The organism is Nonomuraea spiralis (genome assembly GCF_014648435.1).
In the GTDB taxonomy this organism is placed as follows: domain Bacteria; phylum Actinomycetota; class Actinomycetes; order Streptosporangiales; family Streptosporangiaceae; genus Nonomuraea; species Nonomuraea spiralis.
On record NZ_BMRC01000003.1, the window covers coordinates 473,001 to 486,329 of the forward strand.

Annotated in this window: 11 protein-coding genes and 1 tRNA gene; 2 read left to right on the top strand and 10 right to left on the bottom strand. The window is 72.5% G+C overall.

All coding sequences use genetic code 11. The annotated features are described in order from the left end of the window. Nucleotides 1–54: 54 nt before the first annotated feature. From IEZ27_RS09545 to IEZ27_RS09580, 8 genes are all read right to left on the bottom strand, one after another. Nucleotides 55–258 carry a helix-turn-helix domain-containing protein gene (locus IEZ27_RS09545; protein ID WP_229823760.1) on the bottom strand — a complete coding sequence of 68 codons (204 nt, stop codon included), beginning with the start codon at nt 256–258 and terminating at the stop codon, nt 55–57. Between the two features lie 185 nt (nt 259–443). Next, nucleotides 444–519, bottom strand: a tRNA-His gene (locus tag IEZ27_RS09550). Between the two features lie 68 nt (nt 520–587). Further along, nucleotides 588–1,181, bottom strand: coding sequence for an oligoribonuclease (gene orn / locus IEZ27_RS09555; protein WP_189646856.1), 594 nt, complete (start codon nt 1,179–1,181; stop codon nt 588–590). 68 nt (nt 1,182–1,249) lie between these two features. After that, nucleotides 1,250–2,407, bottom strand: a complete 1,158-nt coding sequence (locus IEZ27_RS53735; RefSeq protein WP_229823763.1) for a DUF2510 domain-containing protein — start codon at nt 2,405–2,407, stop codon at nt 1,250–1,252. Between the two features lie 46 nt (nt 2,408–2,453). Continuing rightward, on the bottom strand, nt 2,454–3,836 hold the full coding sequence (locus IEZ27_RS09565; RefSeq protein WP_189646857.1) for a protein kinase family protein: 1,383 nt from the start codon (nt 3,834–3,836) through the stop codon (nt 2,454–2,456). Between the two features lie 21 nt (nt 3,837–3,857). Next, nucleotides 3,858–5,540, bottom strand: coding sequence for a serine/threonine-protein kinase (locus tag IEZ27_RS54930; protein WP_189646858.1), 1,683 nt, complete (start codon nt 5,538–5,540; stop codon nt 3,858–3,860). 113 nt (nt 5,541–5,653) lie between these two features. Next, a complete protein-coding gene (locus IEZ27_RS54935; protein WP_189646859.1) occupies nt 5,654–8,056 on the bottom strand; it encodes a serine/threonine-protein kinase in 2,403 nt (800 codons plus the stop codon). Nucleotides 8,057–8,141: 85 nt separating this feature from the next. Further along, on the bottom strand, nt 8,142–8,780 hold the full coding sequence (locus IEZ27_RS09580; RefSeq protein WP_189646860.1) for a pyridoxamine 5'-phosphate oxidase family protein: 639 nt from the start codon (nt 8,778–8,780) through the stop codon (nt 8,142–8,144). Between the two features lie 71 nt (nt 8,781–8,851). Here IEZ27_RS09580 and pdxR point away from each other — a divergent pair, with 71 nt between their 5' ends. Next, the gene (gene pdxR / locus IEZ27_RS09585) at nt 8,852–10,246 is read left to right on the top strand and encodes a MocR-like pyridoxine biosynthesis transcription factor PdxR (RefSeq protein WP_189646861.1); all 1,395 of its coding nucleotides are present in this window, start codon (nt 8,852–8,854) and stop codon (nt 10,244–10,246) included. A 41-nt stretch (nt 10,247–10,287) separates the two neighbouring features. Next, the gene (locus tag IEZ27_RS09590; RefSeq protein ID WP_189646862.1) at nt 10,288–11,007 is read left to right on the top strand and encodes a hypothetical protein; all 720 of its coding nucleotides are present in this window, start codon (nt 10,288–10,290) and stop codon (nt 11,005–11,007) included. Here the strand turns inward: IEZ27_RS09590 and IEZ27_RS09595 are convergent. Both IEZ27_RS09595 and IEZ27_RS09600 read right to left on the bottom strand, forming a co-directional pair. Then, complete coding sequence (locus IEZ27_RS09595; RefSeq protein ID WP_229823768.1) at nt 10,958–12,109, bottom strand: DegT/DnrJ/EryC1/StrS family aminotransferase; 1,152 nt, start codon at nt 12,107–12,109, stop codon at nt 10,958–10,960. The two genes, IEZ27_RS09590 and IEZ27_RS09595, sit on opposite strands and share 50 nt — an antisense overlap. Continuing rightward, nucleotides 12,106–13,191 carry a GNAT family N-acetyltransferase gene (locus IEZ27_RS09600; protein ID WP_189646863.1) on the bottom strand — a complete coding sequence of 362 codons (1,086 nt, stop codon included), beginning with the start codon at nt 13,189–13,191 and terminating at the stop codon, nt 12,106–12,108. The genes IEZ27_RS09595 and IEZ27_RS09600 overlap by 4 nt, the downstream gene beginning before the upstream one ends. Nucleotides 13,192–13,329 lie beyond the last annotated feature (138 nt).

The following is a 13,329-nucleotide window of genomic DNA, read 5'->3' on the forward strand; positions in this document are numbered from 1 at the left end:
CGTCACCCGCGGGCAGGCCACGGCGGGGGCCCCGCGGCAAGGGACCCGACCGGCTCAGGAGCCGTCCTTCCTGAGCGAGAGCCACAGTCCGATCGCCGTCACCCGGGAGTCGACGCCCAGCTTGGCGTAGATCCGGTTGACGTGGTTCTTCACGGTCTTCTCGCTGAGGAACAGGCACTGGGCGATCTGGCCGTTGGACCGGCCCGTGGCGATCAGGTCCATGACCTCGGCCTCGCGTTTGCTCAAGGACGTGATCACGCTATCGAACGCTGCGTCGTCGACTCTCATCCGGCCTCCGGGGGCGCGCAGACGGTCTGATCGCCGATGGCCCCCGTGCTTCCGGCGTTAGCGGTAGACAGCGAGCATAACTCGCATTGTCCTGATTTGGGGACGTTGCCGGGAGAAAACGACAACAGCCGGTCCCGAGGGACCGGCCGTGTGCTTGGGGTGAGTGAAGGGACTTGAACCCTCGACATCCAGGACCACAACCTGGCGCTCTGCCAACTGAGCTACACCCACCATGACCGCCCACTCCGTGACGGCACAGGAAAAGTGTAGCGGGGTTCGGGAGTCTTTACGCCATCCAATTACCCGCTGACCCGTTCGGCGAGTTGCCGCGCGGTCGCCGAGTCGGGGCCCGGCTGGCCCACGAAGATGGCCGCGCGGTAGTAACGCAGCTCCCTGATGCTCTCCGTGATGTCGGCCAGCGCGCGGTGTCCGCCCTGCTTCTCGGGGGCGGCGAAGTAGACCCGCGGGTACCAGCGGCGGACCAGCTCCTTGATCGAGGAGACGTCGACCATCCGGTAGTGGAGCCAGGCATCGACCCCGGGCATGTCCCTGGCGATGAACGTGCGGTCGGTGCCGATCGAGTTGCCGCACAGCGGCGCCTTCTTCGGCTCCGGCACGTGCCGCCGGATGTAGTCGAGCACGAGCGACTCCGCCTCCGCCAGCGTGACCCCGCCCGGCAGCTCGGGCAGCAGGCCCGAGGCGGTGTGCATCTCGCGCACGACCTGCGACATCTGCTCCAGCGACTCCGGCGGCGGCTTGATGACCACGCTCACGCCTTCGTCGAGCTGATTGAGCTCGCTGTCGGTGATGACACACGCCACCTCGACCAGCGCGTCACACCCAAGGTCGAGCCCGGTCATCTCGCAGTCGATCCAGACCAGCACGTCACTCATTCGATCTCCTCGCCCAGCGGCTCGGAGCAATCCGCCCGCTTGTTACCCCACCAGCCTAGTACCACCGGTTACGCGGGCTTGAGCGAGCCGAGAACCTTCCCGACCACGTCGGTGCCCAGATTGTCCGGAACGGAGACGTACAGCAGCGTCGGGCGCTGGCCGGACCCTCGGTCCATGAGCACGAGCGCGGCGTTCTCCTTCTTCCACTTGTAGCCCTTCGCCTCCGCCACGGCGGTGAAGTCGAGCTGGAACTGCATCACCCACGCCTGGTTCTCACCGATCTTCACGGCCTTGTTCTCGATGATCTTGGTGGTGTGCTGCGGCTCGTAGAACTCGGTGCTGAACTGCATGAACAGCGCCTTCGCCGTCTCCTCCAGCCCCGAGGCGCCCGCGTACGGGATCAGGGCGGCCAGCGGGCCCGCGTAGGCGTTGCCGATCCAGTCCTTCTCGCCCTCGTAGTTCTCCTGCGAGCTGGCGTTCACCCCGCTCGTCCAGATCTGCTGCGTCGGGTCGGAGCCGTTGACGTCGCCGTACGCGGGCACCTTCCAGCCGTCGGGCACCTGGTAGGACAGGCCGCTCTTGGGGTCGGTGATCCGGCCGTCCTGCGGCTGCGGCAGCTCGCCGCCCTGCGCGGGCGGCTCGGTCGGCGGCTCGTTGGAGGGCGGCTCCTCCGTCGGGAACGGCTGGGTGTCCTCGGTGGAGGGCGAGGCCACAGGGGTGCTGCCGCCGCGGTTGACGAAGAAGATCCCGGCCACCACGATCAGCGCGACCACGACCAGCGCGGCCAGCCCGCCGAACACCCACGGCAGCGGGTTGCCCTGCTTGGGCGGCGGCGGCGCGTAGCCGGGGCCGGGCAGCGGGCCACCGGCCCACGGACCGGACTGCGGGCCGTGCTGCGGGCCGGGCTGCCCGCCCGGCTGCGGGCCGTAGCCGGGCTGCGCCTGCGTGGGCTGCTGGTCGGGGGCGGACTGCCCGTAGGCGGGCTGTCCGAAGGAGGGCTGGCCGTACTGGAGTGTGGGGTTCGCCGGGGTGGCCGACCAGTCGGGGGACGACTGGGGCTGCGGCCCGGGGCCGGACTGTGGCCCGGAGGACGGCTGCTGGGCCTGCGGCTGCGGCTGCCGCTCCTGCGCGTGGGTGGCGTCCGTCCATTGGTTGCCGTCCCACCAGCGGAGCTGCGGCTCTCCGTACGGGTCGGGGTACCAGCCCGCGGGGGTCTGCGTGGTCATGCCCGTCAGATTAGTAAGAACCGCTTTGTTGCGCATTCAGCGAGCGTCAGCACTTGTACGTGAAGCTCGCCTTGTCCGTACGCGCCGGGCCGGGTGAGAGCACCTTGAGCGTGGCCGTCGCCTTGACGCTGCTCTTGCCCGACAACGTCCAGCGCAGCGGCACGGAGTACGACGTCTGGTCCGACCTTGTGCGTAATGTGCCCTTGACGACCTCCTTGTCCAGGTTCTTGCGCCACTCGTAGCTGATCTCGCCCACGCCCCCGTTCGTGACCACCCTGCCCGTCACGACGATCGCGTCGTCGCAGCCCAGCGTCTTCTTCGGCACGGTGACGTCGATCGACATGACCGTCAGCTCGGGGACGTCCGTCAGCCTGAACCAGGCCATGATCGCGCCCGCCATGATGACCGCGAAGAGCGCCGAGGACAGGATCGTGCGCCGCCGTCGTCGCCGCGAGACCTTGGCCACCCGGCCGGCGGTCCGGTTCCCCGGCTGGTGGACGGTCGGGGCGCCGGTCCGTCCCTCGCGCCAGATCCGCTCGGCCGTCGTCTCCTGGCGCTGCTGGGCCGTCCCGGTCCCGGTGCCCACCCCCGGACCGAACTGCAGCCGGGGTTGCGAGCCCGACGCCGGCACGCGCAGCAGCGTGACGATGTCGCCCTCGTCCTGCGGCGCCGGCGGCGGCTGCGTGGCGAACGGCGCCTGCGCGAACGCCGACCTGCCGCGTGCCGCCCGTGCCAGGGCGTCCCGGCTGATCAGGCCGCCGGGCAGCGCCTCGCGTTCCCGGGACAGCAGGGTCCTGGCCGCGTCGAGGCCGAGCGTGGTGGCCGTGCCGGCGGCCCGTTCGAACAGGCCGGCGGCGCGCGGCGCGGTCTGCGTGAAGGCGGCGGCCAGCCCGCGGGCCAGCGACGCCCAGCCCGCCGCGTCGCGCTCGCGCGGCGAGACCTGGCCGCGGATCGCGTCGGACAGGCCGCGCTCGGACAGCAGCGCGGCCCCCTCGGCGGTGACGACCACGGTCCCGGGGTGCACCGAGCCGTGCGTGACCCCGGCGGCGTGCAGCGCGATCAGCGTCTGCCCGGTCTCCATCAGCACCGACGCCGCCCCCGCCGGGTCGATGGGCGCGCCGGAGAGCAGGTCGGCCAGCGTCGGGCTGACCGCCTGCGCGGTGAGCAGCCACACCTGGTCGCCCGCCGCCACCACGTCGGCCACCGGGATCAGCCCGCCCAGGCCGCCCAGCACGAGGTGCTGGTCGGTCATGACGGCGCTCACCACACGCTCCCGTACGCCGGGCATGCCGATGACCCGAGGGTCGAACAGCAGCGCCCCGGCCCTGCGGCCGTCCGGCGAGATGGCGTCGATCCAGTTGCCGAGCTCGGTCATCCAGGTGTGCTCGGTGAGCCGGAACCCGGCGATTCCGTTCCTAGGGTTGTCCATCGCCGTTGCCCCCCGGCGCGTCTAGCGCTGCTTTCTGTGACGTCCCGTCATGCGACGCTTCACCGCAAGTGTGACCGGAACCGCGCCGGACGTCATCAGGCCGAGCGCGAGGAGTCCGGCCTGCGCCTTGCCCACCTGGTCCAGGGTGGGCGTCTGGGTGCCGCCTCCGCCGTCGCCGCCGTCGTCGGTCGAGGTCCGGGTCGGCTCCTGCGTCTCGGAGGGCGGCGTGCTGGTCGGGGGCGTGCTGGTCGGGGGCGTCCGGGTGGGGGGCGTCCTCGTGGGCGGGGCGGAGGTCGGGGTCGGGGTGGGCGTGGGGGCGGCCGAGGTGGGCTTGCTGCCGTTGCTGGTCGTGCTGTTCTTGCCCGTGATGTCCGGCTCCGGCGAGTCGGTCGGGGTCGGCGTCCTGACCGGCTTCCTGGTCGGCTTGCGCGTCGGGGTCGGCCGGGGCGTCCGCGACGGCGAGGGTGACGCCGTCGCCGTCGGCAGGACGGGCGGCGACGTCGAGACCGCCGGGGCCGTGGACGTCGGCGTCGGGTCGGGCTCGGAGGTGGTCTCCTCCGGCGTCGCGGTCGGCTCCTCCTCCGTCGGCTCCTCCTCGGTCGGCTCCTCGATCACGGGGTCGGCCCCGCTCGGCGTGACCTCGCTGGTCTGCGCCCGCAGCACCGGCTCGTCGGTGGAGGAGTTGACCAGGATCACGCCCACGGTGACCACCACGCCGACGGCGACCGCGCCGATCGCGACCTTGGCCGAGAGCTTGCTGAGCAGGCGCGCGGGTTCGGGGAAGCGGGTCTCGGTGAGCGCGGTCTGCGTCTCGACCGGATCGTGCAGCGGGCTCGGGAACAGCAGGATCAGCAGGCCCGCGAGCGCGGCCAGGCGGCGGCGTCCGCGCTCCTCCCAGTCGGCGCCGTACGCCTCGGCCGCGATGGCCTCCAGCTCGGTCAGGAACGCCTCCGCGGACGGCGGCCGCTCGTCCGGCTGCTTGGCCAGGCCGCGTTCGACCAGGCCCTGCAGCGCCTGCGGCACCTCCTCCACGGGTGGCGGCGCGCTCTGGTGCTGGCGGGCGAGCGCGGCGATGTTGGGCGCCCGGTAGGGCCGGGTGCCGGTCAGGCACTCGAAGAACACCACGGTGGCGGCGTAGACGTCGGTCGTGGGCCCGGCGGGACCGCCCGCCCACTGCTCCGGCGCCATGTACGGCGGCGTGCCCGCGGCGCTGACCCCCTCGCCGGCCCGGACCGCGATGCCGAAGTCCACCAGCTTGCTCACGCCGTCGCCCTGGACCATCACGTTCTCGGGCTTGAAGTCGCGGTGGACGACGCCGATCGAGTGCGCGGCGGCCAGGCCCTGGAGCGAGCCCTTGAGCACGACCAGCGCGGCCTCGGCCCCGGTCGGCCCCTCGGACCGGAGGATCTCGCGCAGCGAGACGCCGTTGACCAGCTCCATGACGATCGCGGCGCCCTGCCCGGACTCGACGTAGTCGATCAGGCGCGCGTGGTGCGAGCTCTGCAGGGTGCCGATCAGCCGGGCCTCGTGCCGGAACCTGGCCACGAAGCCCATGTCGGACCTGAGCTCGTCGTTGAGGTATTTGATGGCGACTTCCACGCCGTCGTGATCGCGCGTGGCCAGGACCACCCGGCCGGCGGCACCGCTGCCCAGTTCCCGGACTTCGGTATAGCCGGGGACCCCCCACTGCCCTTCGCCGTACATAAAACGGTCTCCTCTGGAGTCATCGGGCCCCCACCCGCATCAAACGCTGCGTAGCTTAACCAGAGGGAAGGGCTTTCCCACCACCGATATGCCGATATGGCCGAATCGGGAGGTCAGTCGCCCCTGTCGGGAGTGTCTGATTGTGGGGATTCCTGCGGTTTGGGTGTTTCGTGCGGTTTTGGGGTCTCTTCTGGTTTGGGGGTCTCCCTGGGGCACTCCGGGGTTCTCCCGCTCGCCCGGTCGGAGCCGTTGGCCGCGCCGGGCGACGTGCTCGCCGTGACGGCCCAGGTCGTGCCGCACGGGATCTTCAGCGACCGGCTCACCGTCCTCGTGTAGGAGGTGTCGCCGGACAACGTCAGCCGCTCCGAGCCGGCCTGCTCGCCGCCGAGCAGGAACCCCACGTCGAGCGTCACCGGCCGGTCGTCGGCCGTGACCACCGAGACGGTCGCCACGAGGCCGCTCTCGCCGGGCCCGGCCCTGACGATCGAGACCTGCTTCACGGCGGGCGGGCAGGTGACCTCGGTACGGGCGGTCTGCGTACGGTCGCCGGCGCGGACCCGTACCGAGAGGGTGGCGCCGCAGGGGCGCGACCTGAAGGAGTGGGCGAAGGCCCGGAAGTAGGAGGTACGGCCGGACAAGGTCGCCGTACGGGTGCCGACGGTGTCGCCGTTCACCGCGAACGCGGCCTCGACCGGGATCTCGCCGGTCCCGTCGGCCGTCACCCTGACCTGGGCGCGCGCGGTCAGGCCCGGCGCGTCGGGCATCACCAGCGAGACGCGCAGCCCGCTCACCCGCGTCGGGCAGTCCGGCACGGACACCGAGGAGGACCGGGCGCCGCCCGGCGCGGCGGGGGAGGTGAGGACGGTGAGCGTGACGGTCCTGCCGCAGGGGCGTTCGCCGAGGTCCCAGGTGAAGGACCGGGTGTAGGAGGTCGCGCCGCTCAGCCGCAGGCTCTGGGTACGGCCGCCGCTGCCGGGAGCGGTCCACGTCCCGGTGGCGGTCACGGCGGCGGCCCCGCCGGTCCGTACGGTCACCGAGGCCCGCGCGACGCCGTCGCCGTCCACCGTCACGTCGCCGACGCTCACCCCGAGGACGGTCGCGACGGGAGTGGGAGTGGGAGTGGGAGTCGGCGTGGGCGTCGGGGTCGGGGTCGGGGTCGGAGTCCGCGTGGGCGTCGGCGTGGGGGTCGGCGTGCGAGTGGGTGTGCGGGTGGGGGTCGGCGGGGGCTTCGGCGATGCGGTCCTGGTGGGCTTGCTCGTGGGCTGCCTCGTGGGTTTCCTCGTGGGCCCGGCGCTCGGCGGGTGCGGGGCCGCGGTGGTGGCGGGCGGCTCCGGGTCGGTGGTCGTCGGGGGCAGCAGCAGCTGGGGCGAGGCCGTGGGCGTGGGCCGTTCCTCGGGGGAGGTCTCCGGCGTCGCCTCGGGCGTGCTCGGCGGGGCGGCGACGTCCTCGGTCGTGACCGTGGCGGGCGGTACCGCCGCGGCCGCCCCGACCGGCTGCTCGGGGGGCTGCCGCCGGGCGGCGAGCGCGAGCACCACCGCGACCGTCACCACCGCCGCCAGCGCGGTCCCCATGCCCACCCGCACCGCGTTGGACCGCAGCCCGCGGAAGACGGTCCTGGCCAGCGACGTGCTCACCTCGGGGACGGGCTGCTGCGGGACCGGCAGGAGCAGCGCGAGCAGGGCCACGAGCGCGGCCAGGCGCCGCCTGCCCCGCTCCTCCCACTCCTCGCCGTACGCGGCCTGCGCCGTGGCCTCCAGCTCGTCCACGAAGGCGAGGGCGCTCGGCGGCCGGTCCAGCGGCTCCTTGGCCAGACCGCGCCGGATCAGCGCCTGCACCGGCTCGGGCGCGTCGTGGAACGGTACGGGCGCGTGCACGTGCTGGTAGCCGAGCACGCTGGGCTCGGTCGACCGGTACGGCCGGTGCCCGGTCAGGCACTCGAAGAACACCGCCGTGGCCGCGTACACGTCGGTCGCCGGCGTGGCGGGCAGCCCCGCCCACAACTCCGGCGCCATGTACGGCGGCGTCCCCTCGGGATGCGTGGCCGTGCCCTGCGGGACCGCGACGCCGAAGTCCACGAGCTTGCTCACGCCGTCGTCGCGGACGAGCACGTTCTCGGGCTTGTAGTCCTTGTGCACGACCCCGGCCTTGTGCGCCCTGGCCAGGCCCAGCAGCGAGCCCTTGAGCACGACGAGCGCGGCCTCAGGCTCGGTGGTGCCGTTCTCGCGCAGCAGGGCGCGCAGCGAGACGCCGTTGACCAGTTCCATCACGATGCAGGCGCCGTTCGGCTCCTGGATGTACTCCCACATCGTGGCGATGTGCGGGTCGCGTAACGAGGTCAGGACCCGCGCCTCGGCCTGGAAGCGGGACAGGGCGGCGGGGTCGCGCAGCAGCGCCTCGGAGAGGTACTTGACCGCGACCCGCACCCCCGTCTCGTCGTGCACGGCCAGCGCGACCCGCCCGCTGGCGCCCGCGCCGAGCTGTCTGATCTCCGTGTAACCGGGAGCACTCCACTCCATCGCCCTCTCCCATCAGGAGCCGGCCCACCTGATGAGACGCGTGATCAAGGAGTCGGGTTTGCCAGGTGGTTCCGGATTCATGGAACTACTCCCGACGGAGGATGTGAACTGGTATATCGATACCTTCTGGAAGTGCCGGATCCGCTTGCGGCTCGCCCCACGTCGTGACCAGGGGATGCACGCCCGCCCAGACCGGCAGCGCGTAGTCCTCCTCGTCGTCGATCGGCGCCCCGCGGCGGATCTTGACCGACGCCTCGTCCAGCGGCAGCGCCAGCACGGCCGTGGCGGCCAGCTCCTTGCGCGTGGGCTGCCGGACGTAGTCCCACTGGCCGGGGGCGAGCTGCTCGGTGAGCGCCCGCAGGGCCGCCAGCCGCTCGTCCGGGTCCGTCACCAGCCGGGCGCGGCCGTAGATGATCGCCGAACGGTAGTTGACGGAGTGGTTGAAGACCGACCGGGCCAGCACGATGCCGTCCACGTGCGTGACCGTCACGCACACCTCGTCGCCGCCGCCGGCCCGCAGTGACCGGGCGCCGGTGGAGCCGTGCAGGTAGAGGGTCTCGCCGATCCTGCCGTAGCCGGTGGGCACCACCATGGGGTGGCCGTCGACCACGACACCCAGGTGGCAGAACAGCCCGGTGTCCAGCACCTCGTACAGGTCGTTCGGGTCGGTGCTGCCGCGGTGCTTCTCTCGGCCGAGAGTCGTGCGGGGAGTGGAGGAGAGCATGATTCGACGCTAATCGTGAAGTGGACCTATCCTGTAGGGCCACTATCGGACCCTTCCTAGAGACCACTTCCGTGCGCACCCACATTGACCTGCCGGTATCCCTGTCCCGCGAATCGGCCGTGCCGCTCACCACCCAGCTCGCCGGCTGGCTGCGGCAGGCCATGATGGGCGGCGCGCTCGCCCCGGGCGAACGGCTGCCGTCCACGCGGGCGCTGGCGGACCAGCTCTCCGTGAGCAGGACGGTGGTGACCGAGGCGTACCAGCAGCTCTACGCCGAAGGCTGGCTGGAGGGACGGCACGGGTCGGGCACGTTCGTGGCGGCCATGGAGTCGCACGTCCCGCCCCGCGAGCGTTCGTACGAACCGCCGCCCCCCGCCCGCCGCCCCGCGGGCGAGTGGATCGACCTGCGCCCCGGCGAGCCCTGGGTACGCGACTACGACCGGGCCGCCTGGAAGCGCGCCTGGCGCAAGGCGGGCGAGCTGCCGCCGGGCGACTCGCCCGACCTCCACGGCCTGCCGCGCCTGCGCGAACTGCTCGCCGACCACCTGCGCAGGGCCAGAGGCATGGCCGTCGGCCCGGAGAACGTCCTGGTCACCAGGGGCACCGGCAACGGGCTCGACCTGTGCGCGCTGGCCCTGCTGGCGGGCGGCGGGCGGGCCGGCGTCGAGGACCCGGGCTACCACGTGGCCCGCACCGTGTTCGCGGCCAGGGGCGCCGAGGTCGTGCCCTGCCCGGTCGACGAGGACGGCGTGATCGTCGACGACCTCCCGCGCGACCTGCGCGTCCTGTACACCACCCCGGCCCACCAGTACCCGCTGGGCGGCCGGCTGCCCATCCCGCGCAGGGAACGCCTGCTGGCCTGGGCCAGGAGCACCGGCGCCACGATCGTCGAGGACGACTACGACGCCGAGTTCCGCTACGACGTCGCCCCCCTGCCCGCCCTCTACGGCCTCGACCCCACCCGCGTCGTGCTCCTCGGCTCGCTGTCCAAGATCCTCGCCCCCGACGTCGGCGTCGGCTGGCTGGTCGGCACGCCCGACCTGGTCGCCAGGATCGCCGCCCTGCGCGCCGCGGTCTCCGACCGCACCAGCGGACCGGTCCAGCAGGCCGTCGCCACTCTCCTGGAAAGCGGTGACCTCGACCGCCACCTGCGCCGGATGCGCCTGGAGTACGCCCGCCGCCGCGCCGTCGTCGTGGAGCTCCTCGGCCCGGTCTGCCGCCTGCGCGGCGACACCGCCGGCCTGCACGTCGTGGCCGAGCTGCCGGCGGGCGCCGTCCAGGGGGTCGTGGAACGGGCCAGGGAACGCGGCGTGCTGCTCGACCCGGCCGACCGCCACCACCACGACCGCGCCCGCCTGCACGGCCTGGTCCTCGGCTACGGCTCGGCCTCGCTGCGGGACGTCCGGCGCGGCTGCGCGGTACTGGCCGAGCTGATCCGGGATGCTCAGGCCGGATTGAGTACTTGAGCGCTGGCGGCCCCGGCCCCGCCGTCGGCAGGGTGGCGGGCATGAAATCCTGGTTCCTGCTGGTCTCGCTGCTCGCCACGGCGCTCACCGCGTGGCTCGTCCTCTACGCGGGCGTGCCCCTGTCCACGCTGCTGTCGCTGGGCCTCGGTGCGGTCTGCCTGGTCTGGCTGGTCGTCCTGCTGACCTTCCCGTGGAACCTGTCCTTCGCCGCCCGGCAGGTCGTGCACGAGATCGCGGTCTCCCGCGAGTCCGGCATCGAGGTCCCGGCCGGCCGCGAGGAGGAGGCCAGGACGATCGCCCGCCGCATGCTCGTCCTCGCGGTCGCCGGGCACGTGGTGTCGGCCGTCGTGGTCGCGGTGGTCACGTTCTTCTCGGGGCGGGACGTCGGCTACTACTTCGCCGGGTTCTACCTGCTGGCCACCGCGTTCCGGCCGGCCGGGGCGTACGTCGCCCACCTGCGCGAGCGGGTCAGGACGCTGGGGCGCGAGGCCCGCTACCCGCGCCTCGACGTGATCGCGCTGCGCGACCAGGTCGAGGCGCTGACCGCCGCCTCCGAACGGCTCACGCGGGAGGTCGAGGAGGTCGGCACCGAGCTCGCGGCCGCCAGGGCCGGACTGGAACGTGCCGACCACGACCTGAGCCGGCGCCTCACCCTCATGGCCCGCCGCTTCGAGGAGACCGTGGACGGCCTGAACGACAACCAGGAGGTCATCACCGGCCTGCGGGCGTTCCTTCGGCTGGTTCGCGCGGACCCCGCGTAGGCGGTTCGAGGCCGCGCAGCACGGGCAGGGAGCGGGCCGCGTACACCGGGTCGACCGGGAGCACGTGCCGTGCCCACCAGCGCGCCGGGCCGGGGTCGGGCGAGGCGTCGGTGAACCCGGGGGCGTAGTCGTCGTACGGCGGGTCGTAGAGGTAGCCGGTGGCCACACCGCGGCGCTCCAGCTCGGCGATGGCCGCGTCCCTGTCGCGTACCAGCAGCGGGACGCGGAACAGCGGCTGGTCCAGGTTGTCCGGCACGGCCGGGGCCACCGTGGGCAGCTCGGCCAGCCGCGCGACCCCGGCCAGCCGCCGGGCGCGCTCGCCGGGCACCTTGGCCAGCCGCCTGGACTGGTACCACCGGACCAGACGGCCCCGGCGGGCGCGGTAGGCGGCCAGGTCGGCGCGTACCCACGGGTCGAACGGCGGCAGCGCGGGCACCTGCTTGAGCGCCAGCTCCAGGGCGTCGGCCTCCAGGGCGATGCGGTAGCCCTCCCGCTCCTCCTGCATGCCGAGGGCGCGCATGAGCGCGAGCGCGGGACGTACGAGATCGAGCCTCAGCGCGGCCTGGCGGGCCATGGAGGTGGCGACGCTGACCAGGTCGGCGCGGAGCCCGCCGGGGACGAGCAGCTCGTCGCGGGCGTGTTCGAGCGCCTGGAGGTCGGCGCGGTCCGCCACGGCCAGCACGCCCCCCGAGCCCGCGCCCGGATGTTTGGACAGGCTGAAGACCCCCGCCTGCCCGAACGTGCCCAGCGGACGTCCCCCGGCCGAGCTCTCCAGGGCGTGCGCCACGTCCTCGATCAGGATCTTTCCCGCGAAGGCGGAGACCTGGTCGGGCAGGCCGTACAGGTTGGTGGTCAGGACGGCGTCCACCGTGGACAGGTCCGTGCGGGAGACGTCGATGTTGCCGTCGCGCGGGGACAGCGGCGCGATCACCGGGCGCAGGCCGGCCGCCAGCACGAGGAAGAGGATCTCGTCGGCCGAGATCGGCGACATGAGCAGCCGCTGACCCGGCACGCACCAATGGCGCAGCGCGAGGTAGAGGCCGAGGCGGTTGGAGGGGAGCCGCAGGCAGTGTCGCCCGGTGCGCTCCGCGATGAGTCTCACCCTTGTAGGACGGTACGCAGTCGCCCGTAGGTTTTCAACGCCTTGTCCGCGGTCTTGAGCAGCAGCGGGTTGGCCATCACCGTGGCGCGCGTCTTGCGCACCGGCACCCGCATCATCCAGTGGACCCCGGCCGCCACGCCGGCCCTGGCCACCCGCCCTTCGGCCACTTCGAGCTGGCCGTTCTTGAGCTTGTCCTTGTACTCCTTCTCGCCCCGGCCCATGTCGATCACCTGGACGCCCGACGCGGCGGCCGACTCGGCCATCGCCAGGTGGTGGATGAGCCCGGGGGAGAACTTGGCGTACTGCGTGTCGTAGGCCGGGAACCAGCCGGCCAGCGTCGTACGCGTGCGCACCCCGAAGTGGCCGGCCATCGGCACGTCGTCGACGTAGACCATGTCGAGCACGCCGGCGAAGCTGTCGGACTGCGTGGCGAGCAGCCGCTCGACCAGCTCGACGATCCACCGGTGGGCGAAGCGGTCGGTACGGCCGGTGCGCCGGTACTGGTCGGTCTTCCAGCCGAGCAGCGTGTGCAGCGGCCCGGTGTCGGTGGTCGCGTAGTCGTGGCGCAGCGGGCCCGCCTCGCGTTGCAGCTTGCGCGACTTGGCCAGCGTCGTCTTGTACGTCTTGCCGGAGTGGGTCCTGAGCGTCTCGGTGTAGGGGCCGTAGCCGTCGCGCAGGTCGATGATCGGCGACGGGTGCACGGTGTGCCGCCCGTCGCCGAGCAGCGGCTGGCCCGCCACCAGGTGGTCGAACTCGTAGACCGACAGCCCGCAGTCCTTGATCAGCCGGCGCGGGTCGAGGTCGAGGCCCTTGGCGTGGACCAGGCCCTGCGCGTCGGTGAGCCCGGCCGCGACCGGTTTGCCGATGCCCAGCGGATGGCGTTCGAAGGGGAAGAAGCCGACGATGTCCGGACCGTCGTAGAGGACCGCGACCCGGACCAGGTCGCGGAGCTCACCCACCGTGACAGTGAATTCCGGGGACAGGAACGGGTTGTCGAAGGCGGCGTCGGACTCCTGGAGGGCGCGCCATCGGCTGAGTTCGGGCTGTCCCAGTTCGCGAGGGTGGGTAACGGTGACGCGCATGGGCTCCTACTGTCGGCTTACCACGATCCGACCAGCATGAGGTCAGAGGTGTATGGCCAGGTTAAAGGATGGGAGTCCGTGCCTGGCATATGCCGAGCGTACCGTTATCCAACTCTCAGCTGGTTTTCAGGACCGAGT

Bases quoted from the DNA above. Each gene is read 5' to 3' on its own strand.
- orn (WP_189646856.1), bottom strand. From the start codon at position 1,181: ATGAGTGACGTGCTGGTCTGGATCGACTGCGAGATGACCGGGCTCGAC.
- IEZ27_RS53735 (WP_229823763.1), bottom strand. From the start codon at position 2,407: ATGACCACGCAGACCCCCGCGGGCTGGTACCCCGACCCGTACGGAGAG.
- IEZ27_RS09565 (WP_189646857.1), bottom strand. From the start codon at position 3,836: ATGGACAACCCTAGGAACGGAATCGCCGGGTTCCGGCTCACCGAGCAC.
- IEZ27_RS54930 (WP_189646858.1), bottom strand. From the start codon at position 5,540: ATGTACGGCGAAGGGCAGTGGGGGGTCCCCGGCTATACCGAAGTCCGG.
- IEZ27_RS54935 (WP_189646859.1), bottom strand. From the start codon at position 8,056: ATGGAGTGGAGTGCTCCCGGTTACACGGAGATCAGACAGCTCGGCGCG.
- IEZ27_RS09580 (WP_189646860.1), bottom strand. From the start codon at position 8,780: ATGCTCTCCTCCACTCCCCGCACGACTCTCGGCCGAGAGAAGCACCGC.
- IEZ27_RS09590 (WP_189646862.1), top strand. From the start codon at position 10,288: ATGAAATCCTGGTTCCTGCTGGTCTCGCTGCTCGCCACGGCGCTCACC.
- IEZ27_RS09600 (WP_189646863.1), bottom strand. From the start codon at position 13,191: ATGCGCGTCACCGTTACCCACCCTCGCGAACTGGGACAGCCCGAACTC.